This window comes from Sphingobacterium cavernae, from assembly GCF_008520265.1.
GTDB classification, from domain to species: Bacteria; Bacteroidota; Bacteroidia; order Sphingobacteriales; family Sphingobacteriaceae; genus Sphingobacterium; species Sphingobacterium cavernae.
In genome coordinates, this window is the sequence record NZ_VIQM01000047.1 from 1,512 (window position 1) to 24,526 (window position 23,015).

The window sequence follows — 23,015 nt, forward strand, 5'->3', positions numbered from 1 at the left end:
TAAGTGTATTTGACTGGGCTAAATTCCGCAGTGCTAAGGGAGCTGTAAAACTTCATACTATACTTGATTATGATGGCTGTATGCCCAGTTTTGTGCATATCACAGATGGTAAACAACATGAATCTAAAATAGCTAAGACCATTTCATTTCCTAAAGGTTGTGTGGTCGTAGTGGATAGAGGCTACGTTGATTATGCTTGGATGAACGTTTTGGACAGCAACCAGAGCTTCTTTGTCACACGCAGTAAAAGCAATATGAAATATACAGTGGTGAGAACATTTCAAAGTGAAGCACTCAAAGACAGCGGAGTTCTTCAGGATCAGATCATTGAACTTGATGGAGATGCTAAAAAGCACTATCAAGGAAAGAAAATGCGTCTAGTTCGTTTTTGGGACAGCATAAATAATGCTGAATATGAGTTCTTAACGAACAATTTCACCTGGAAACCATCAACAGTAGCGGCATTATATAAAGAAAGATGGGAAATTGAAACTTTCTTTAAGCATCTAAAACAGCGTCTGAAAGTAACCAGCTTTGTAGGAACATCAGAAAACGCTGTCTACATCCAAATTTGGACTGCATTAATAGGAATACTACTCTTCAAATACATTCAGAAAAAGGCTAAATACGATTGGAACTTATCAAATCTTGTGAACTTTATTCGCTTAAATATATTTGTGAAAATTGATCTCTGGAAATGGGCTAATGATCCATTCTTTTCAGGCAAACCTCCTGATAAAATAGGACAATATAAACTCTTCTAAAAACCATAGGTAGGATATAATTTGATTTTTTAACAAAAGCTTTTCTAATTAATAGAAGAAGCTAGATTTTATACGTAATAAATTTTATTTAGGACAGTTGTGACAAAATTGTTACAGCAAATGCGCATAATGTGAACTTGTTAGGTCTTATTTTCGAAGCATGAGAGCATTAATTCTATTATTTACTTTAACTATTTGTATTTCTTCACAAGCGCAATCATTGAACGGTTGGCTTATGTATTTCGGTAATACACAAATCAAAGAGTCAAAATTTAGTTTACATCATGAATTGCAGCTTCGTGATTATAAAATTATTGGAGACCATAATCAAACATTAATTCGAGTAGGTGGTCAATATCAATTCAAACCTTATTTCCAAGCCACATTAGGTTATGGTTTTATCCACACAGAATTAGAGGGTACTCCAAATAATCCCTTTGCAGAGCATCGCATTTACCAAGAAGGTGTATTTTCACACGGAATTTCGAGTTCTAAATTAAGACACCGAATTAGATTCGAAGAACGTTTTATTGAAAACCAAGATTTAAGAGGTCGTTTTAGGTATTGTTTGTTTGCTGATATTCCGTTGAGTGCAAAGCAGTTTGATAAGAATGGAGTTTATTTGGCTCTATACGACGAAATATTCTTAAACATTTCGGATAACAAATCTATTAAGGCATTTGACAGAAATCGAGCATATGCTGGATTGGGTTATAAATTGAAGCAGAATCTAGGCTTACAGTTGGGCTATCTGCGTCAGCATGTGGGCTCAAACTCTGGAACAAATCATTTGATGCTTTCAATGCATCACAAAATGATTTGGAAATAAACTAAAACGGGTTATTACCACTATCCCATCATAAAGAAATAGAATATGTAACTCGGGATGGGGCCACAGCTAATGCCAGTGCCATCGCCAAGCTATTCCAGAAGCAAACCAGATCGTCTACAGGTTCCATTTAGTGAAAAATTTAAGTGATGCCCTTCAAGAGGGAATTCAGCAAGGTTACAGCTATTTTAGGACGGTTTCTAAAGTTATTTATACCGAAACAGAATCAAAGAGCCCTCCTGCTATTAAAACGAATTTGGATTCCGAGAACTATACTAACGAAAATATTAAGCAGAAAATCTCATCTGGTATATGGAAGAAAGAAGAAAAACTTGTTCAAATGATCCAAATGAGGGAAAATGGACACAGCATTTGAAATAGCTCGAAAAACACAAACTAACTGGTGCACCGTAGAAAAATATTTAGAACACGGAATACTTTCAACAGATAGGAGTACATCAGTACATTATAATAGATATATAAACGAAATCAAACACATGTGCAGTTAGGAAATCATTCCTACCGCCATGTTTAGATCCTTAAAGGATATAGGACTAAACCATCTTGTGAACGATCGTTCACAAGATGGTTTAGCTTAAATTTTCCAGATAATAAACACAAAAGGAATCGAACATATCCTCAACCATTAAAATCAATAATCCTAATATCGTGACTAATTTCATTCCTTTACCTTTACCCAAAATACTATCAATTTATGTGACAAATCCAGAATTTAGATATTAATAGTAATTTGTAAACAAAAAAAATCGATACAAATTAATAATACCCTAAGAAGTATAATTATTATATTAATAAGCTTGCTATACGGTCTTTAAATAGTAATATTTAGAGACCATTTGTTGCTTTTTAAGGATAAAAGTGGCTCAAAAATGGTTCTAGAATAATTTAGTGTTATTATTAAATTATAATCTACTATAAATCTAGAGCATTATGGAATGATATTTTAAATTTTGCAAGGAATATTAACTTCATAAGAGCATGATCGAGCTGTGTTTACTGGAATTTAAGTTTCTCTACTAAGTCAGTAAAATATTGTTGCCCCCAAATTTCAAGGCTTGCATCATTTTTTATGAACGGAACAACATCTTCTTTTACATGATTAAATGAAATAGTTTTGATTTTTTCATAAAGAAGTTCTAAGATGTCATTTTGGGTCATTTCTTTTTCCTTCCAGTCACCAGTATCTATTGCTCTAAGCTTAAAATGGTTTATATCAAGAGATATACCTTTTTTTATATACCACTCCAAATCATACCAATCCCTTCCTTTCACTCTATTTTTCCATTTGCGGAATAGGAGTGCGTGCATTTTTCCTGCAAATAGACTCGGTTTGTCGAAACATTTTACATAAAAGGAAAAGGGGTGAGTTAATAGTTTCATTTCTGTTGTAAACCCGAGAGGTGGCTGACGGTCGACTTCTATCTTAATCTTTATGCCCCTATTGGTAGATTTAATACCAGATTGCTTTACTATATCTTCCAATACCAGCTCTTTCCATTCTGTTTCAGATTTCAGAAAGGCTGAATCTATATTTGTTTTTTCTTTTTTCTCTTTCTCTCGGATGCTAACCTTCATACCGATAGATTCAAACTCAGTTAAGATAGCTTCGAAATAAGGTTCAAGGGAAAAATTTGGGTCAGCTTCCAAAAGTGAAAAATCAAGATCCTCAGAAAACCGGTCTAGACCGTAGAATATCCGTAGGCACGTTCCACCATAAAATGCAGCCTTTTCAAAAAAATTTGTCCTTGAAAGACCGGCTAGTGCCACTTCTTGCATGATTTCCCTTAAAGCTGAAAGTACTTCTTCTGTGTTTTTAGGTTCATATTCCGATATCCATTCTTTAATCATAATTTTTTAAGGGTTTTAATGAGTGTTCTTAAACTTTCGTTTTTTGGCGCATCAGGAATCCATGAACTTAATTCCTTAATATTGAGTTTTTGTAGCCTTTCAGCATCTATTCGTAAGTCTTCAATCAAAAAATCATATGTTTGGGATATGCTTCGTAAATTAAGTCCTGCTTTGCTGATTATTTTATCAAATAATGCTTTTTCAGGTGAAGCTATAAGGGCAACTTGTCCCGATATGAGTTCTACGCTTTTTATTCCAAAGCTGTAATACGGTAAAGGCATAAACCGATATGTAAACCTCCCAACAGGCGTTTTTATTTTTTTTGAGAGCTTCATCGTAACGGAACTTATTTCAAAGACCCGCTCAGGAATAAACCCCCAGTAGGAAAGAGCAGTCTCAAGTGACACATAGCTCGGACCCCACAAATAATTTGCTATTAAAAAGGGTTCTGGCGCTATTAAATCTGTATTTCTGCCAGGAATATATAGTCCTCTTTTTAAGAGTATGAGGTCTCCATTTTTAATAAGTTCACTAATTTTATCATTTGGTCTTTTGTAATCTTTAAGCATATCCAGCATGACCTGTCTGGTGAACGGTGCATTATTGAACTGTTTGGCTAAATATCTAAAGTCCATAATTGTTAAATTGTTTTACAAAAATCGGAAAAATACCGATTTAACGCAAGTATTTTAACATAAAATGTTTGTGAAATAACTTCATTTTAATCGGTTTATTTCCGATTATTATCATGTAAGTTAACATATATTTTTTTTATTATATGTTCAACGACATTAAAAACTAGATAATTAATAGCTTTCTTTTGATATTGCTTGAGAAGTTAGAGCAGATAATAATCCTGTTTTCAAAAATTAAATTTACCTTACAAATAATGTAGCTACTCCTAGTTCACTCTCATTATCCAACTTACCCGTTGTCAGAAGGATGATTTATTAAAGCATATTTTTTAATGTGCGCTTCTTATTATTAGCATCTGCTTCATCCAAGAGTGAACTTAATTATGTTATTATAACATTGCTATCTTTACAACTTATATTTCACTGATCTATTGTATTAATAATCAACTTATCAACAGGAGAAATAGAGGGTCCAAAATAATTCGTTAAAACCCCGTGTTCATTGATCAGGTATTTGCTGAAGTTCCAATCTGGAGCATGGTCATTCCAACCATTTACTTGGGCATTACTTAGCCATTTGAAAATAGGATGCTGGTTTTCATTCTTAATTACAACACTTTTTGAGGTTAAAGGAAATGAAACTCCATAATTTACTTGGCAGAACTGACTTATCTGCTCATTACTACCTTTTTCTTGCTGGCCGAAATCATTTGAGGGAACAGCGATTATCATAAGTTTTTTATTGTGTTGCTCATATAAAGCCTGCAATTCTTCATACTGCCCTGTATACCCACAATCTGAGGCTGTATTAACAATCATTATTTTCTTCCCAGCAACCAAAGATGACGTTAAGTGTTTTCCATTATTTAGCACCAGAGATTCTATGGGAAATGGCTCTTTGGGAGCAGCATGGTTTAAATTAGATAGAACAATTCCATTTTTACCCACCTTACCTATTTTTCGGATTAGAGGATAAAAAAACCGTACTATTTTTTGTTTTAGTGAAGCCATCTTTCTTGAGTTTAATGTTTATAATGATTAGACTACATTGCTTATTGTAAAGGGTACAGTTAGCTATATATTCTTTAAAAATTGAATTATGGTTTTTTCTTTTCTGCTTAGCGTATAAACTATAATTGATAGTTATTTCAAAAGTTGCAGGATTTAAACCCCAAATTAATCTATTAAAATCATTTGGGGTTTGAATATTCAACCCACAAGTTATCAAGTATTTATTTTGTAAACAAGAATACAAAATAAACAGCCATACTTTAATATTAATAATACCTTATAGAAAATTTATCCCACGGTTTGCGTACCTTCTTCATAGATGCTAACCAATCATTCTCTTTATTAGCATATCCGACATACATCAAGGAAACACTTTTTAATCCTAGGCTATCCAATTCTAATTCTTTATCAACAAGCAAATTATCAAAACCTTCTACGGGTGTAGAATCAATTTTTAACTCTGCAGCTTGAGCTAGTGCTAAACCTAGTGCAATATATGTCTGTCTAGCGATGTGAGCATGATTTTCTTCTGCTGTCTGGTTCAAATACATTTCTTTGAGCTTATCAGTATAAGAACTAAAACGGCCTTGAGGTAACCCTCGCTCATGAGTTGTCCAATCGTAGACTTCATCAATGCGCTCTGCTGTGTAACGATCCCAGGCCGCAAAGATTAACACATGTGAACAGTCACGCATGCAATCTGGATTCAATGCCCCAGCAGTTAACCTTTCTTTAATTTCTTGGTTTTTAATCACCAAAACATGAAAGGGCTGTAAGCCTGAAGATGTAGGTGCTAAACGCGCTGCCTCTACTATTTTATTGATATCCTCTTCGTTTACTTTCTTTGAAGAATCATATGCTTTTACGGCATGACGCCATTGTAAATCTTGTATTAAAGCCATACTTAATCGTTATTTGAAACTGTTAATATTACATCCATATTACCACGAGTGGCATTTGAATATGGGCATACCTCATGTGCCTTTTCAATTAAATCTTTGGCCACATCAAGGCTTACTCCAGGGATATTAGCATGCAGTTCTGCAGCTAAAGCAAAACCACCTGCACCATTTTGTCCAATAGACACTTTAGCTGTAACACTAGTAACACCTGTTTTGATTTTAGCTTTACTGCTAATAAGATTAAGAGCACTGTCAAAACATGCAGAATATCCTGCTGCAAATAACATTTCAGGATTCAGATAATCATCATTTGCTCCTCCCAATGCTTTGGGCATCCTTACTTCAATATTTAAAACCCCATTTTCTGTACTTACTTTACCATTTCTACCTCCGGTAGCAACAGCCTGTGTAGTGTATAATGCTTTCATGTTTTTATGGTATTTAAAATTTTATTTATAATATGTGTTAATTGAATTTGTTCCTGATCGGTAAGCGATGATTTTTCTTTTAATTGCTCTGGTATACATTCCGCACTTTCCTCTAAAGATGCTCCCTTATGGGTTAATGATATTTCTACAACACGTTCATCGATACTGCTGCGATTACGATTAACCAAAGATTTTGCTTCTAATCTTTTAAGTAAAGGTGTTAAGGTCCCACTATCTAAATGCAATAGCTCTCCTATTTCCCGAACATTTAACTTCTTGTACTCCCATAGCACTAGTAAAACTAAATACTGGGGATAGGTAACATCAAGACTTTCTAACAAAGGTCTATAAGCATTACTTATTTCCTTTGAAAGAGAATAAATTGGAAAACAAAGCTGATTAGATAATTTCAATATTTCTTTCATACCAAACAATTATATAACAAACGTAGAAAATTAAATTTATATTGTGCACAATTTAATTTTGCAAAATATAACTATGACGAATATTTGATAAAACATTATCCCTAATTAAAATCAGTAAATTCTTTTATCAACATTAGCGTGAATTCAGTTTAAGCAGGAAGAAATAATTGTTTTTCTTGCCATTCAAACTGAATGTTTAAAGAAATTTTTTGGAAAAAAGACATAAGCATTCTTTTGAGAGATAACCATTAGTATTCCACCCAATCCCGACAACATACAACTTTCCATAATCCTTCTGAAATGCGCCTATAGATACAGGAAAAACAGATTCCCATATATAAGTTTATCGGGGGAATAGAAAAGCAACAGATGGCGTGTTCATAACATAATGCGATGATATTATCCGCACAAAAATGCTGAACATAAAGTGCCCTTTGCCATTTCTCTATGTTGGGAGAATCTAAGTCTACTCGCAAATGGATACTGTTGCCGGCATATTGAGCATCCTGTTTTTTAAGGCATACAAAAAGTCCGGAGTCTGCTGAGAAGGAACAGCTATGGCAAAAGCGTAATCTGAGAAAGGAAGGCAGGCAACAAATATTTCGCAGGAAACCAGTTCTCCAGTGGACCGGTCTATATAATGGAGTTTTTTGCCGGAAAAGTCGATATACAGTTTGTCTCCCGGGATGTGTTCCATCACCATGCTGCCTTTTCGGGATACCAGCTGCTGTCTTAAATGATAGTTGAACTGCGGATAGCTATAACCAGTGGGATCACTCTCGATATACTCTTGCCAGAGCAACTGTTTGGTGACTCCAGTACGCTTGAGTTCCTTTTCATAATAGTCCAGACGGCTTTTTAGGTATTCAAACTTATCTGCTTTGTAAGCAGGATTACCCGCGTGAAAAGATTTTTCCAGTAAAGGATCATCTTGCTTGAGCAGTTCCTCCGTATTGAAGCCCCCATCGGCCATCTTTTTGAAATAAGACTTTACGGTGTTCTTACTCATTCCAAGAATGCGGGCGATTGTTTTTATCCCACTTCCTGCTTGGTACAATCTAATTAATTGCTTTATTTGACTCATTTGTTTTGGTTTTCCAGCCATCAGTGATACCAATTATTTGATCACTAAGTAACAAAAACTACTCGCAAAGGGGTCAGCATGCTCCAGCGCAATGAACTATTAAATGTATTTAGGAAGTCAACATGAGCCAGTATGGCAGTTGAATATGGGCTTTAAACACAATATGTCTCCCTAAAACTAATTCAATTTTGAGGGGTCAGTATGTTCCAGTATATCCAACCATAACTTGCACCCGATAACCAAAAACTTTACCGCCACTTTTTGTCTGTAAAAAATCTTCTTTCTTTTATTGATATTTTTGGTAATAACGATCATGGATAAAGACGCAGTAAATAAACTCCTCTACTTTTTTCTATACAAGCCCGGCCCTTTGACCAGAGCTTTAGAAATTATAAAAGGATTACCATATCCGTTGTGTTCTCTCGAAGAAAAAACCCAAATTGTAAAAGAAATAGAATTCCGTTTATCGGTTTGCATCCCGTTGAGCACCAAATTAAAGATTGCCTAATCCCAATAGAAGGCCTTCGCCAGCGTGTTTTGAAACCAGCAGAATGATTATGAGCCTGCATCTGTTTTGTTGGAGAAATAAAAGCCGATAAGGTAGCAACATAGACAAAGTAAGAAATAAAGATAAAGAAATAGTCAATTTAAATATTGACTTATAATTTTATTAGTCAATTTACAGATTTACTTTATTTTGTTTATGTAAACATATATATTGATTTTTTTTAAAAAAAGTAAACTTGTATATTTACTTTTATCAAAGTAAATATTGATGAATTATGAAAAATAATTTACAAAGAAAGCAATTGGACGAAAAGTTTAAGGCATTTTCTGTGCTCCGCAATTCTCCCCCACCCGTTGGCGGATGGTTGAAAGCCATACGTACAACGCTCGGTATGAGCTTACAACAATTGGGTAATAAATTAGGTGTTACAAAGCAAAGTATACAAAGTTTAGAAAAGAGAGAAATAGAAGGGAATATCACTATTAATTCTTTGAAAGAAACGGCTCATGCATTGGATATGAAATTTGTTTATGTGTTGTTACCGAAAGATGGAAGTCTAGAACAATTGATAGAACGTAAAGCTGCAATATTAGCTAAAGAAATTGTGATGCGCACGACGCAAACGATGGCTCTAGAAGATCAAGAAAATGCTCAAGCTCGATTAAAAGACGCTATAGAAGAACGTAAAAAAGAGATTATTGAAAGTAATCCAAAAATATTATGGGATTAAATCTGCAATACGAATATGGTCAAACACCTTTAGATCCTGAAGAATTAGATGAGTTAAAAATACATTCCATTTCAACAAAAGCAGAACTCGATGAACTAGAACAACAAAATATTGAAGAAGCTCTGTTTTGGGCTATGGGATTGAAATTTGCTTACGGGAAATTAATTTCAGAAAAGTTTGTTCTGGATTTACACAAAAGAATGTATAAGAATGTTTGGAAATGGGCGGGTACCTATAGAATTACAGAGAAAAATATTGGGGTAAAACAGTATATGATAACTCATAACCTAAGAAACTTATTAGATGATACCCTATATTGGATAAAGAATCAAACGTATTCACCTCATGAAATTGCCATTCGTTTTAAACATAGGTTAGTATCAATTCATTGTTTTCCAAACGGTAATGGTAGACATAGTCGCTTGATGGCAGATATCATTATGGAAAAAATTTTTAAATTACCACCATTTACTTGGGGGCGAAATCAAGTCACTCTTTCAAAAGAGCAGATTAGAAAAGAATATATAAATGCGGTAAGAGCCGCTGATCTAAATGATTATCAACCTTTACTGCATTTTTCACAATCTTAAAGATAAAAAATGACAGAGTAAGCAACTTATATATAATTCACTTAATACTGTTTCCAAGAATTAAATTTAGCTGACAAAAATACATTGTTCACTTACAGCTAAAAAGTAAATGAACAATGTAAATGTAAATAAAAAATAATTATTTCTTAATAACGAATACTGTAGCTACTCCGCGTTCACCTTCATTATCGAACTTACCATTATCAGATGGGTGATTTACAACACCATAATTTTTAACCCAAGCTGTAGAGGATCCACCTCCGTCATAATTAAGCGCTGAAACACAATCTAATGCGGACATGAAGCTTGAAAGCTCTGCAATAGACATGCCTCTTGATGAAGAAGCGCGTCCATCAACGACGACGACTAATAATTTATTATTGGATGTCAGTCCCACGGCGGTTCTAGGATGTCTAGCGGTATTAAAGTCTACTTCTAATTGAGTTAATTCTTTACCGCCAAATATTAAAAGTGGACCTCCTGCCAGCGCTGTAGGCTCAGTGATTGATGACCATCCTGCTGAGGGCTTCATCACTATGCTTGGTGATCCAGAGGTATTTAGTGTTAAAGCACCATTTTCTCTGTAGCTGTTAAAGCCAGTATTTGTTTCTTTGATAACTTTGCCATCACTTTTTAAGAATACTGTTGATCCGCCCGATGTAGTATTAAAATAGCTACCATTAAAGGCAACTAATGCGTTATGCTGGGTTGCCGCTTCGCTTGTCTTCAGAAAACCTGAAGCGACAAATGGTAATTCTATTTTTGCACCTTTTGACAAGTCTATTTCTAAAATAGTAACAAACTGTTTTGTTTCGAACAAATTATTAAAATGAAAACTTTTCCACTCTATACCCTCGGCTACGGTTTTTACGTCCCACTTGGTGCTGGCTAAGATTGCCTTAACGTCTAATTTCTCGACGTTAGTGTAATCGTATGGGAGTTGTGTTCCTTCCTCTTTTTTAGAACAATTTACAAAAAGGAATAAAAATAGAATACTATATAAAATTCTGTTTTTCATAGTAAATAATTAGGGGTTGTTAACCCATTTAACATTTAATTTCAATGGCTCTTGAATGATATTCAACTGCTTATCAAGTTTTAAATACTCTCTGTTTCTATAAAGATTTATTTCCTGACTATTATTCTGATAATTAACACCTGCGACATTAGATTTTCCCCAAGAAAATGGCCAATTTGGTATGAGCTGCTTGGCCTCTGCTTGCCCTTTAAACACGAATTTATTATTTTTTTTCTCCGCGATTAGAACAGCATTGTTTGAAAAAAGCACTAATTTATCATTTAATATTATCCCAGCATTAAAACCATTAATTCTCCAGTCATTAGGAATATTATCTATAAAATTATCCCATGAAAGGATCTCTTTAACTTTCATATTCCTTTTATTAACAACATGAATCTTATTTAAAGTTTTTATATACCATGTATTGCCATTATCAATGAAAGACCAAGAACCCGTTTGATCGGAAATTTTAGGGTCATTAAAGACATGGTTTCGTTGAATAATATTGATGACTTTTCCACCATTCACCTCATACACAGTAGAATCCATGAGATAGTAGGTGTTATCATTATTTTCCCATGATACTTGAGGTGTCAACCAGAGGGCATTTCTAATAAATCTTTCATTATCTAATTCTCCATTGAAGATAGACACATAATCAAGTTTATCATTTTCTTTAGGGTTTAGGTCTCCTTCAATAAAAAACTTCGCATGTACTGCATCATGTTTTCTCAAGCGTGCAGCAACAGATACGGCATGCCAGTGATTTGATACAACCAATACGGTATCGCCTTTTTGAATTATGTTCGATCCATATTCATCCTTTAGCACACGACTAAACACATAATTCTGAACAGTTGTTTTTGCATTTTCCTCTTTATATATCTTTGAGGGCTCAATGCCTAATTGAACTAATCCATTGTACATAACACTTGCCTCACAGATCGAAGACTTATGCGCACCGCAACCACCAGATACAATTATTTTATCTATATTTTGCGCTTTATACAACCGATTAGCTATTTGTATTCGAGTAGCCAGAATTTCTGGATTGTCCGAACCTAGAACTAACATTATAGTCTTAGGGCTGGAAGCCATACTTACATGCAGAGAAAACAATATCAAAAGAAAGATAAATAATAACTTGTTCATCCTTACTTAACTTTATATCCCATTATCTTTAATTGTCTTTCAGCACCAAACATATCTTTAGTAATATGATCAGAAAATATTGGATTGAACGTACTAGCGTAAGCAGATAAACCATCTTTATCTACCCCCTTAAGTAATGCTGGATTGTTTTGTCCAATAGGCATAAAATCACTATTGAGCATAGCACTAGGAACAAAAGAAGATCCAGCCTCTATAGTACCTTGGTCGGAATAAACAGAAGTCATAATAACAGAATTTCTAATAGTTGGATTAGTAGCTGTTGCCTCAACAAAATTATCTACATCTTTAGACGTAGATGCTTGTATATTGCTGGCCACCAAAGAATTGTAAATTTCTAAATTATTCACCAGATTACGTCTATAAACTCCACCTCCAGGTCCAGCGGATGTATTATTCACTATCGTGGAACTAATTAAATAAACTGTAGTGCCGCCATATAGCATTACTCCGCCTCCACCATTGGCAGATGTTGACTTATTTCCCGAAATAAGAGAATTGATGACATAAGCCTTAGAATTCTCACGAACATACAAACCTGCGCCATAGGATGTATTAGAATTGTTTTTTATTTCACAGTTATATAATGTGATAGTGGCATTAGGGTACCCATGGAGTCCTGCTGCCGTGCCTGATGCGGAATTATTGTTAAACTGTGAGTTATAGGCGGTTAATTTTCCATCAGCTAACCACATTCCTCCACCATTATTTCCACCTTTATTATCGTTAATTTTCACATTTCTAAATGTAATATCCGCATTATTAAAGGCATAAATTCCAGCTCCATAACCTACTGTACCACCAGAGTTTGATGTTTTATTATCAACAACTTCTACATCATTTAATTCAACTTTAGCGTTTGCAATTAGCATTCCGCCGCCCCAGCCACGATTATATCGTACATCAGCGATTGTTACGTTACTTCCTCTATTTGTCGCATTACCTCCTTTTATAATAATTCCGCTGATAGAAACTTTTGACTCGGCATCAAATGCTGCTGTAATGGTTACCGTGTGATAACAATTAACAGAAGCTGAGAGCTGTCCATCAAGAATTGTTTTATAAATAAAAGGATTCGATTTAGAGGCAGAAGTAGCATTAGCTTCAAAGCCACCGATTAGGGTTAAATTTTTAGAAATTTCGAATGTTTTATCAGCTTGGTTTGTTGCATCACCATTTCTAATTGTCCTACTTGGTTTATATACACCCTCTGATAAATAGATGATACTATTAGTGGTAGATTTTTCCAAAGCTGTATTCAAATCTGTTGCATTAGCCCAAGATTTACCATCACCAGTTCCATCAGGCTTTACATAAAATACGGGAGCTTTCCCGGTTTCCTGAACAACTAATACCTCACGCTCATTTTCAGCACCCATTTTCACCAGTATTATTCCCGAGCGCTCATCATCCTCGTTAGTCAAGGCTGTAAATCCAACTTTATTTTTTCCTTTTTCAAAATTAGCACTATCCAGCGTAATCCACGAGGCATCAGTACTAACCTCAATATTCTGATTTGATAGGACATCAAAAGTGTAACGTTGTGATTTATTACTTACCTCCAAATAGGCATTTCCTATCATAAGCTTGCTTTCAAAAGTATTATTTTCTTTTTTACAAGCTATGAAGAGTGAAACAAAGGCAATTATTAAGATTAAACAATTAATATTCTTCATAATTAAATACGTTTGTTGTTAAGTTTATACTTGTTATAATCAGCTTCTAAAAAATCATAACAATCTTTAAGTTCCTTTTCGTCAGTATATTTACATTCATACATAAATACACCGGTATAATTAATCTTCTCCAGTGCGGCAAATATTAGGTTCCAATTATTTTTGCCCAATTTATTACATGGAAGATAATGGGCCTCGGAAAGTCCATCTCCGTCGGACACATGTAAAGTCTTGACACGAGATCCAAATCTTTCAATTAATAATTCGGAATTCATAATATGGCACATATCTACGGCAAGTCCTACATCATCAGGAAAAAGGGAGAACACGGTTTCACATTCAGCAATAGTGCGCATTAAGGGTCTTTCTCTTTCACCTACTGTCAGCTGCGGTCCTAGCATGTTTTCAACCACCATTTGCATATTATGACGGCGGGTTTCTGTGTTCAATTCAATTACCGATTTCACCAACTGTGAGATCCTTAATTCTCGTTCATTGTTTCCTAAATAATAGGAAGGATGAAAAAGAATAATTTGCGGCTGCAAAGCAGAGAGCACCTTAATTAACTCAATATGTGTCTGTACCACTGCGGTTCTCTGAGATTCTGTTATTTGCGATAAATCAATCTTTTGTGAGAAAGGCATATGAATAGACCATACTTTGACACCTGTAGCATCTAGTATCGTTTTTAAACTGTCTATTTTTACTTTCCAATAATCTTGATCATACTTCAAACTTAGGTCCTTGTTAAGCAAAGATCCTATATTAGATAGTTCAATGTAACGGATTCCTAAAGACTTAGCATAAAGCATTTTCTCTTTGGTAATTGCCTGTATATTTACGGAATATCCAATTGGCATTGAGGAGGGTCTTACCTCTGCAAAAAGCAGTGATAAAGACATCGTAAATAATGTGATAAAAACTAGAAAAAGCTTGAACGTTCTCATATTACCAATTTGGATTTTGCACTAAATTCTTATTAAGTAATAAATCCTCAGAAGGTATTGGTGCTAAATAGTCCTTTTCTTCATCAAATTTCCCTCCAGTTGGGAATGGATCGATATTTCCCGAATTTGAATTTTGCGCTCCCGTGAGTGGATTTCGTAATGTTCGTTGTAAAATATTTACTAAAGAAGTTACAGAGGAAGGCGCACCTGCTGTAGATCCCGTATGTAAGAATACATCAGCATTACCGTCTCCGTTAAAATCATGACTTCCAACACCTGAGAAATAAATACCCACCATAGGCTGTTCAATCTTTTTGCCTGCTTTCCAGCGCATCAAATCGTCCCAACGAAATCCTTCATTGAATAGCTCAGCGCGGCGTTCACGACGAATTTCCAAAATCACTCCTTTATTGGGACCCTGATCAACATTTGTGTACATATTTTCCAAATAGGGATCAGGATTTGCGTTGGCATTTACTAAATTCAAATTCGGCATCCCTGCGCGTGCTCTCAATTTATTGATTGATAGATCGAGATCCGCTTGAGTGATTGTGCCCAATTCGGCTTTTGCTTCTGCGTAAACCAATAAAGCCTCTGCATATCTAAATAATATAATGTCAAAGAAAGATCCAGAAGTTGCCCACTGAGAATTATCCGGAAGAGCTTTTATCAGTCTATATCCAGTTGTTGTGATAGATAAATTCACGGGTTCTCTTGTAGTTTTTCCTGTTACCTTAAAATCAGGACCTGCGGTAATCTGCGTTAAACGTGGATCTCTATTTTGCATCTCTTGAAAGAAGCTATAGGTTTGATATCCTGACCTATCGGTAAAACGCGATCCATCACTCATTAAGAAACTATTTACAAAGTCTTTAGTTATACCGTATGATCCTTGGGTAGCGGAAGTAAAAGAACTTCCCAATGAATGTACGCGCTTTCCTGTTTCGTAATCAATTGCCAAAATAGTTTCTATATCATTTTGACTGTTTCTTCCAAAAAGATTTCGATATGCAGCCTCACTCCCTCCTTCAGTAAACAAGGTATAGGCACCAGAATTTATTAATTGTTGTGCTGCTTGCTGGGCTAGAGTTAGATACTCTTGATGTCCAGCTATGCCGTGATACTTTCTATAGGTTCCTTCAAATAATGCAATTCGCGCCTTCAATAACATTGCTGTGTAGCTAGTCACTAAGTTTACTTGTTTCTCAGCCGGAATATTTTCTATAGCATAATCCAAATCTGCCATCACCGAATCCATTACTACTATGCGAGAATCACGACCTTTATAAAGGGCTGGATCTTTAGCGTCCAGAACAGTACTATACCAGGGAACATCTCCAAAAGTTTTCACTTTATCATAGTAAAAGTAGGCCCTAAAAAAGCGTGCTATACCACTAAATTTTGCTTTTGCTGCCTGATCATCGGCTTTGTGGTAATTACTTAAAAAATAATTAATCATCCTTAAGTTACCCCACGACCAGCCCCCTGATCCGCTACCCACGGGAACTATTCTACTGCCACGAATTTTTGTACTGGGATTTAGTGGCACCAGGTTATCTGAACCAGCATCCTCTGTATATATGTTAAAATCAGGCAACATTGCATATAATGCATTTGTGGCCACCTCGAGATCCTTAGCCGTATTAAAGAAAAAAGGTGCCTCCACTTTATCTTTAGAGGATCTATCTAGAAAATCATCGTTACATGAACTCAAAAACGACAATACTGCTAGAATAATTATGTTTATATATAGAATCGAAATCTTCATTTTACACCTGTTTTATAAATCCAATATTAAACCAAAAGAATAAGTCTTACCCATAGGATAAACACGCTGATCTCCTCTATCATCTGCCGTAGCTGGTGAAGAGAGGTTAATAGCAGAACCTGCTTGTTCAGGATCAATATATTTGGTTAATCCTCCAAAAGTCCATGTGAAAATATTTTCCCCACTAAAAAATAGCCTTAGCTTTTCTATTTTGACCTTGCGTGTCATTTCTTGTGGCAAAGAATAACCTACAGTAAGATTTTTCGCGCGAATAAAACCCACATTAGTTAGGTAGTAATCATTGATTTGATACAAAGATCTATTACTTTGCAGTGAAGAATATCCTCTATATATCTGGGGATAGGTATTTGTTTTATTATCAGGAGTCCAAGCATTATCCACCAAATCTTTCCTCAAGAAGGATAAGTAAGGTCTTTGATAAGTTCCCCAGTACAGCTCACCAGTAGGGTACCAATCTTGTCTAGCAACTCCTGATAAGGCCACAGAGAAGTCTAAACTTTTCCAGCTTGCACTTAAATTAAGTCCAAATGGAAACCTTGGTGTAGCATTACCAATGCGCTCTAAGTCTCCATGGTTATCTAGCGTGTTCTCGCCATTATCAATTTTTCCATCACCATTTAAATCTAAATATTTTACATCCCCACCACGCAGGTAATTCCATTCACTATTTTGCACTACGTTAAAAATGTCACCATATACTCGAGCCAGTGAAGTGGCTGGGTTAGTAAATGTACTTTGATATGCTGCCGCTTCTTCATCAGACTGGAATTGTCCAGCCACACGATAGCCCCAAATTTCACCTAGCCTCTGGCCTTCATAGTAAGAACTTAACAATCCGTTAGGGTTATTGTATTTAGTGATGATACCTTTGAAATTGGAAACATTTGCCGATACGCGGAATTTCAATGGGGAGCTTAGCACATCAAAACTATTCTGGTAGGAAATATTCAGCTCATAGCCTTCATTGCGCAGACCTGCGTAATTCTCCTTAGGCTCACTAGCACCAAATACTGCAGGCAATGGCTCTCCAGGAAGATACATCCCCTCTACATTCTTACGGTATACATCCAAATTCAAGAATAATTTATTATTTAGCAAACCAATATCAGCTCCAAAATTCAAGCTTCTAGTCGTTTCCCAAGTCACTACACTAGGCAGTGGTCCAGGCATCTGTGCTATTGTTAATGGGTTTCCTTGATTTAACCAATTATTAGATCGCGTTACGTTCATCAGCTCTTTGAACGTATTTACATCTACAGTTTGGTTACCCAATTTACCATATGATGTTCTAAGTTTAAACGAGGAAACATAAGGCCTTAGGTTTTGCCAAAAATTCTCCCTATCCATTTGCCAACCTACAGATACGGAGGGGAAGAATCCCCAACGGCTATCTTGAGGAAAACGTGAAGAACCGTCATAGCGTCCATTCATTTCAAGGAGGTACTTATTATCATAATCATAATTGAAGCGCCCAAAAAATCCTCTCACAGCCCAATCCATTGCCGAGCCCGAAATATTATTCATGGTAGTAGCTAAAGCAAGATTGGAGAGATCTTCTAACAACAAATCATCGGCAGTTACCTCTACGCGGTCTCTGTTAAATTGTTCTTGGTTAAAACCTGCCAACAATTTAAAATTATGTTTTGAATCTAATGTTAAGTTATAGGTAGCAAAAGCATTTAATGCATTATATTTATCTTTCCAGCGATACTCTGTTAATCGGTTAAGCCCCTCTACGGTATAGTTTAATCTGTTACCTTTTAAATATTCAAATGGATTTAAGCGTAGTGTTCTGCCTGTGTTATCAATACGATTACTATAATCAAAATTTAACACTAATCCTTTAACAGGCTTAGCTACTGCACGAAAAGTATTGGTAAATTCTTCTGTAGTAAATACACGCCAAGAGTTTCCAGCAAATAATCCTGCATTACCACCTTGTCCACCCGTACCAGTACCAATATCTGCAGGAACACCGTCAACACTCACGGGGTAGAAGGCCATTAAATTGTACCACGTTGTGGTACTCCATAAACCGCCGAATCCGTTTGAAAAACCGCCATAATCTTTATCACGCTCGTTTATAAACTGCGTGTTGGCAGACAATTCTAGCCAGTCGTTAGGACGGAATACAATATTCGATTTAAAGTTCTGACGTTCTATACCTGCATCTTTATTAATATTATTAATACTTTGTCTGTCATAAACCCTTCCTGAGAAATAAGCAGTTAATTTCTCCGATCCCCCTGATACCGAGACATTGTGAAAATTTGACAATTGGTTCTTACGAAATAATTCATCCCACCAATTGGTCTTATAGAAGAATTTATTTGTTCCATCAGCTTGCAATTCATGAAATGGTGAAATTTGTCCATCGGCCACCATTCTAATTGTTTCCCAGTCCATAGCATTATACTGACTATAGCTAGTACCATTATATCCATAAAGGGCTGCATCTACAGTTTTTGCGTACACATACGGATCGGTAATAAAATCAGTCCTTGCAGCTGGAGATGTCCAAGCAAAATTATTAGAATAGTTAATGGATGTTACACCTGACTTTCCGGTTTTTGTTGTAATAAGTATTACCCCGAAAGCTCCACGCGCTCCATATATCGCTGCTGAAGCGGCATCTTTTAATACGGTCACCGACTCTATATCATTTGGATTAACACGTGTTATATTACCTTCAATTCCGTCAATTAATACAAGTGGACCTCCACCATTAATGGAGTTAAATCCACGAACATTAATATCTGGCGTCTCCGATGGGTTTCCATTATTAATCTGAATATTTAGTCCTGGCATTAACCCTTGCAGAGCCGTTGCTATATTAGCATCAGGTCTAAGTGCTATGTCTGAGGCGTTGACTTGTGAAACAGCACCCGTCAAGTTAGCCTTCTTTTGGACACCATATCCAACGATTACCACTTCCTGTAGATCACTTGATTTAGCCTTTAGCGTAACATTTACAGGCTGGCCAGCGAGATAGGCAATGGTTTTATCTTCGTATCCCATGGCAGTGATTATCACCTGACCTTCTCTTTGGATAACATTAAGGGAGAAAGATCCATCTTCTGTTGTCGCTGTTGCGGCATTACTGTTTACAATTCTTACAGAAGCTCCTACTAGGGGGCTGCCATCATCGCCCACAACTTTTCCTTGAAGCAACATTTGTTGCCCTTGATTTATAGAAGAGTTCGCCGTGATCTCCGGTGCTTTTCTTATCAGCACGGTCTTATTTTGAACACTATATACAAGACCACGTGGGCTTAAGCAATGGTCCAATACAGCTTGTAGATCAGCATTTTTCATATGCAGATCAATTTTTCCGACATTTTTTAACTCAGAGCTATTAAATAGAAAGTCCAAATCCGTTTGTTTTTGAACGATATTAAGTACATCTGAGAGTTCTGCTTTTGATACCGAAATATTTATTTTTTGCGCAAACACATTAGCTTGAGTTTGTATAAATAATCCGAATACGAAAAATGAAATGAATTTCATCATAAGTACACATTTAAACAACTGTGGGTGGGTCCGCACAATTGCAGTAATATTTTTATACATTTGGTTATATTTGGTTTTATAAGTTACACACAATTTAATTGGCCAAGTATTATATTCTTAAGGGGTAGTATTGCCGTACTGCCCTTTAAAAAATTTTAGGTAATCTATCTCTACTTCATCACCTTCACCCTCCCCTCTTGTAATTCAAAATGCAAATCAGAGACCTCCTGTATTGCTGTTAAAACATCTTTAAGTTGCTTTGTTCTTTTTATGCTTCCCGTGAATTTATCTTTAAGGTTAGTTGCCACTTGGACATCTTCTATATAATACCACTTGGAGAGTTCATTCAAGATGGATTCAATCGACTGATCTTGAAACCTAAATATGCCCTCACGCCATGCTAGTATCTGATTTAGATCAACATTACTATCGACCCGGATTGCAGACCGGGCACCTACTGTTGCCTTTTGACCTGGCTTAATAACGGTTTGATCAATGCTTGTATTTACCGCAATGGATCCACTTATTAATGTCGCCTGGACTTCCTTATCTTGATCATACGCAGATAAATTGAATACTGTTCCTAAGACATTGATTTTAGCATCTTTTACCTCGACGATGAAGGGTGTCTGTTTATTATGCGCTACTTCAAAGAATCCCTCTCCTTTGAGCAATACATTACGATCCTTAATACCATAGCTGGAAGAAATATTTATACTAGATCCAGAGTTAAGTTGCACGGTGGATTTATCAGGCAGGGTCAACTTTAGTGTAGATCCTTTTTTGGCGGCAAACATATGAAAGCTATTCAAATCGAAGTCTGCCGAGCCTGTTTCATTATGTATAGTCAGCTCGTTCTCTGCAACACGAACAATAGATATACCTCTATGGGAAATACTATCATCAGGCAATAAATCTAGGTCTAAAGTTCTCCCATCAGCAAATTGAATATTACTACTGTTACTAGCTAGGGTTTTAGTATTATCGTTGGATAAGCTTTCAAGAGCGGACTTATTGGATTCTATACTGGAATCATGAGCTATATGATTCAGAATGAAATAAGAGAAAATAAAGAACACAGCCACAGCAGCTGCAACTCTATAGTACAACACCTTATTCGACTTTTTAATAGAAAATTCTTTCTGCTTTTCTAAATCATCTATTTTGCTTGAAATACGATTAAAGACATCTTCTTTAGCAAAAGAGTCAGCTGCATTGTCCTGACCACTATCGGCATAGAGACTAAGAAGTGACTGGGCATCAATATCTTCTAGAGCCTGATGAAATTCCTCAAATTCTTCCGCCGTTAATGCGTTATTACAATGTTTCTTATATAATATTTTAAGTCTTTGCTCGTCCAATGTACCGTCTTTTTATACAGTACACATAACTAAGGGTGTAGTACTAGTTGAAAAGAAAAAAAATAATTAAAAGGGGGATTTCATATTTAGTGGCCCTGAAGGATTTCCTCAAATAGGCTAATGCTTGCGCTATATGGTTTTTAACAGTATGGGGAGAAACACCCATTTTATCTGCTATTTGCTGGTGTGTAAAACCTTCAAATCTACTTAATTCAAATGCTATCCTTTGCTGCTTTGGCAATAATGCTACTTTTGAAATCATTGATTTTTCAAATTCTGAATACTCAATTTTCTCCTGCACATCATTTATATGCCGAACAGACACCTGTGTTAAATAGGTATTTGCATACTTGAGTTTTCGTAGGTTATTTAAGCAAATTCTTTTAGCGATAACAAAAATAAATGAGGTGATTTCTTTACTCTGGTCAATATACTCTTTGTTTACCCACAAGTTGACAAAGGTTTCCTGCACGACTTCTTCTGCAAGATAAGGATCTCTTAAAATTTTATAGGCCACCTGATAAACAAATGAAGAATAGGTGTTGTAAAAAATCTCAAAAGCTTTTCTATCTCCCTGCTTTACAGCATGAATTATATCCTTTGACAGAGAATGCATAATTAAACTTGATATCCAGTTAGTTCTACTAATTTCAAATCAAAGATATAAAACTTAATATTCTTTGCGTCATTTTTATGATTATCCTTATGTTAACTTTTACCCCGGGACAATTAATATTTTGGCAGATTATAAAATGAATCAGTAAATAGAAAATCTGCTTCCCATTTACATGATAGCTCCAGGGGATGTAGAAGATAGCATACCTTAATTGTTAAAAAGTCATAGTGTATATTACCGAATTAATTTTTTCATCTAGGTACATTGTAGCGGTTCTGAAGTGTTCGAAATGATGAAAAAAAACCGCAAAGCTTACCGCTTGACACACTCAAGCAGCTGGAGATGGGTCATCAGCAACAGAACTCAAAACGCAGCTAAAAGGTTTTAAAATTGAATATACTGTATAGCAAACAGTATTTTAAGAAAAAAATATTCCAAATAATGAAAAATGTTTGAAATTATTTTTTGTATATTTAGGATAAGGAAATCCTCTCGAATAGAGCGTATGAAATCTAAGTTATGACAGCAAATTAAATTACTAAGTATTAGCCTTTTATGCTATAGAATCGTATATCATACAAGGTTAATTCTGTTAGAGTTAAAATTCAGCTTTTTCCGAGTAACTCACATAAAAAAGTGTATTTATCATGAAATCAATTCGAGTAACACTTGTTGAGGATAACATTCTACATCGGTTTTTATATTCAAATTTTATTAAATCATATCCTTCATGTACTATTGAAATCGAAACCTTTGAAAATGGGCTTGAGGCGTGGGAACATTTCAATTCTATTAAAGGTCGACCATCATTATTTCCTGATTTACTACTATTAGATATAAATATGCCGATAATGAATGGTTGGGAGTTGATTGAAAATTTGGCTGTCAATCAATTTGATTTCATTTACAAATCAACTATATATATTATTAGTTCTTCGTCCCTATCACTAGATACGAATAAAATATATGACTACGAATTTCTTGATGGCTATATCATTAAGCCAATCAACCGGCAAGATGTCTATAAAATCCTAGATCATACCCTTGGAAAAAATAACAACTAAATGGGGGTGTAACCCTCCCTATTTTCGGACTGGCATCCAGGCGAGTTTTCAAATTTAAAAATAGTTGCTATTAATAGGTCAATCTT

21 protein-coding genes are annotated in these 23,015 nt (G+C 35.4%); 6 read left to right on the forward strand and 15 right to left on the reverse strand.

The annotated features are described in order from the left end of the window. The 3 genes from FLS47_RS09540 to FLS47_RS09550 all read left to right on the forward strand — a co-directional run. A partial coding sequence (locus FLS47_RS09540; RefSeq protein ID WP_149914181.1) for an IS4 family transposase occupies positions 1–764 on the forward strand: 764 nt, incomplete at its 5' end. Positions 765–924: 160 nt separating this feature from the next. Further along, positions 925–1,593, forward strand: a complete 669-nt coding sequence (locus FLS47_RS09545; protein ID WP_149914150.1) for a DUF2490 domain-containing protein — start codon at positions 925–927, stop codon at positions 1,591–1,593. Positions 1,594–1,726: 133 nt separating this feature from the next. Then, complete coding sequence (locus FLS47_RS09550; protein WP_149914151.1) at positions 1,727–1,969, forward strand: hypothetical protein; 243 nt, start codon at positions 1,727–1,729, stop codon at positions 1,967–1,969. Between the two features lie 638 nt (positions 1,970–2,607). Here FLS47_RS09550 and FLS47_RS09555 read toward each other — a convergent pair. The 7 genes from FLS47_RS09555 to FLS47_RS09585 all read right to left on the reverse strand — a co-directional run bounded on the left by FLS47_RS09555 (position 2,608) and on the right by FLS47_RS09585 (position 7,968). Beyond that, entirely contained in the window at positions 2,608–3,462 is an 855-nt protein-coding gene (locus tag FLS47_RS09555; protein WP_149914152.1) for a nucleotidyl transferase AbiEii/AbiGii toxin family protein, read from the reverse strand. Next, on the reverse strand, positions 3,459–4,097 hold the full coding sequence (locus tag FLS47_RS09560) for a type IV toxin-antitoxin system AbiEi family antitoxin domain-containing protein (RefSeq protein WP_149914153.1): 639 nt from the start codon (positions 4,095–4,097) through the stop codon (positions 3,459–3,461). The genes FLS47_RS09555 and FLS47_RS09560 overlap by 4 nt, the downstream gene beginning before the upstream one ends. 420 nt (positions 4,098–4,517) lie before the next feature. Continuing rightward, positions 4,518–5,108: a glutathione peroxidase gene (locus tag FLS47_RS09565; RefSeq protein ID WP_149914154.1), complete on the reverse strand. Its 591-nt coding sequence runs from the start codon at positions 5,106–5,108 to the stop codon at positions 4,518–4,520. A gap of 266 nt (positions 5,109–5,374) precedes the next feature. Further along, positions 5,375–6,010 (reverse strand): nitroreductase family protein, encoded by a 636-nt coding sequence (locus FLS47_RS09570; RefSeq protein WP_149914155.1) that lies wholly within the window; start codon positions 6,008–6,010, stop codon positions 5,375–5,377. Positions 6,011–6,012: 2 nt separating this feature from the next. After that, positions 6,013–6,438: an organic hydroperoxide resistance protein gene (locus FLS47_RS09575; RefSeq protein ID WP_149914156.1), complete on the reverse strand. Its 426-nt coding sequence runs from the start codon at positions 6,436–6,438 to the stop codon at positions 6,013–6,015. Then, positions 6,435–6,863, reverse strand: coding sequence for a MarR family winged helix-turn-helix transcriptional regulator (locus FLS47_RS09580; RefSeq protein WP_149914157.1), 429 nt, complete (start codon positions 6,861–6,863; stop codon positions 6,435–6,437). The genes FLS47_RS09575 and FLS47_RS09580 overlap by 4 nt, the downstream gene beginning before the upstream one ends. 466 nt (positions 6,864–7,329) lie before the next feature. Then, the gene (locus FLS47_RS09585; protein WP_149914158.1) at positions 7,330–7,968 is read right to left on the reverse strand and encodes a helix-turn-helix domain-containing protein; all 639 of its coding nucleotides are present in this window, start codon (positions 7,966–7,968) and stop codon (positions 7,330–7,332) included. A gap of 761 nt (positions 7,969–8,729) precedes the next feature. Here FLS47_RS09585 and FLS47_RS09590 point away from each other — a divergent pair. Both FLS47_RS09590 and FLS47_RS09595 read left to right on the forward strand, forming a co-directional pair. After that, the gene (locus FLS47_RS09590; RefSeq protein WP_149914159.1) at positions 8,730–9,185 is read left to right on the forward strand and encodes a mobile mystery protein A; all 456 of its coding nucleotides are present in this window, start codon (positions 8,730–8,732) and stop codon (positions 9,183–9,185) included. Further along, entirely contained in the window at positions 9,176–9,775 is a 600-nt protein-coding gene (locus tag FLS47_RS09595; protein WP_149914160.1) for a mobile mystery protein B, read from the forward strand. Before FLS47_RS09590 ends, FLS47_RS09595 begins: the two co-directional genes overlap by 10 nt. Before the next feature lie 139 nt (positions 9,776–9,914). Here the strand turns inward: FLS47_RS09595 and FLS47_RS09600 are convergent, their stop codons facing one another. From FLS47_RS09600 to FLS47_RS09635, 8 genes are all read right to left on the reverse strand, one after another. Beyond that, positions 9,915–10,793, reverse strand: coding sequence for a phosphodiester glycosidase family protein (locus FLS47_RS09600; RefSeq protein ID WP_149914161.1), 879 nt, complete (start codon positions 10,791–10,793; stop codon positions 9,915–9,917). Positions 10,794–10,802: 9 nt separating this feature from the next. Further along, complete coding sequence (locus FLS47_RS09605) at positions 10,803–11,948, reverse strand: YdcF family protein (protein ID WP_149914162.1); 1,146 nt, start codon at positions 11,946–11,948, stop codon at positions 10,803–10,805. 2 nt (positions 11,949–11,950) lie between these two features. Further along, positions 11,951–13,549: a BACON domain-containing protein gene (locus tag FLS47_RS09610; RefSeq protein ID WP_188347402.1), complete on the reverse strand. Its 1,599-nt coding sequence runs from the start codon at positions 13,547–13,549 to the stop codon at positions 11,951–11,953. A 95-nt stretch (positions 13,550–13,644) separates the two neighbouring features. Further along, complete coding sequence (locus tag FLS47_RS09615) at positions 13,645–14,589, reverse strand: sugar phosphate isomerase/epimerase family protein (protein WP_149914164.1); 945 nt, start codon at positions 14,587–14,589, stop codon at positions 13,645–13,647. Between the two features lies 1 nt (position 14,590). Next, positions 14,591–16,357: a RagB/SusD family nutrient uptake outer membrane protein gene (locus tag FLS47_RS09620; RefSeq protein ID WP_149914165.1), complete on the reverse strand. Its 1,767-nt coding sequence runs from the start codon at positions 16,355–16,357 to the stop codon at positions 14,591–14,593. Positions 16,358–16,369: 12 nt separating this feature from the next. Next, a complete protein-coding gene (locus tag FLS47_RS09625) occupies positions 16,370–19,888 on the reverse strand; it encodes a TonB-dependent receptor (RefSeq protein WP_223225211.1) in 3,519 nt (1,172 codons plus the stop codon). A gap of 170 nt (positions 19,889–20,058) precedes the next feature. Further along, positions 20,059–21,249: a FecR family protein gene (locus tag FLS47_RS09630; RefSeq protein WP_149914166.1), complete on the reverse strand. Its 1,191-nt coding sequence runs from the start codon at positions 21,247–21,249 to the stop codon at positions 20,059–20,061. Positions 21,250–21,292: 43 nt separating this feature from the next. Beyond that, positions 21,293–21,865, reverse strand: a complete 573-nt coding sequence (locus tag FLS47_RS09635) for an RNA polymerase sigma factor (RefSeq protein WP_149914167.1) — start codon at positions 21,863–21,865, stop codon at positions 21,293–21,295. Positions 21,866–22,512: 647 nt separating this feature from the next. Here FLS47_RS09635 and FLS47_RS09640 point away from each other — a divergent pair. Continuing rightward, the gene (locus FLS47_RS09640; RefSeq protein ID WP_149914168.1) at positions 22,513–22,929 is read left to right on the forward strand and encodes a response regulator; all 417 of its coding nucleotides are present in this window, start codon (positions 22,513–22,515) and stop codon (positions 22,927–22,929) included. Positions 22,930–23,015: the final 86 nt, after the last annotated feature.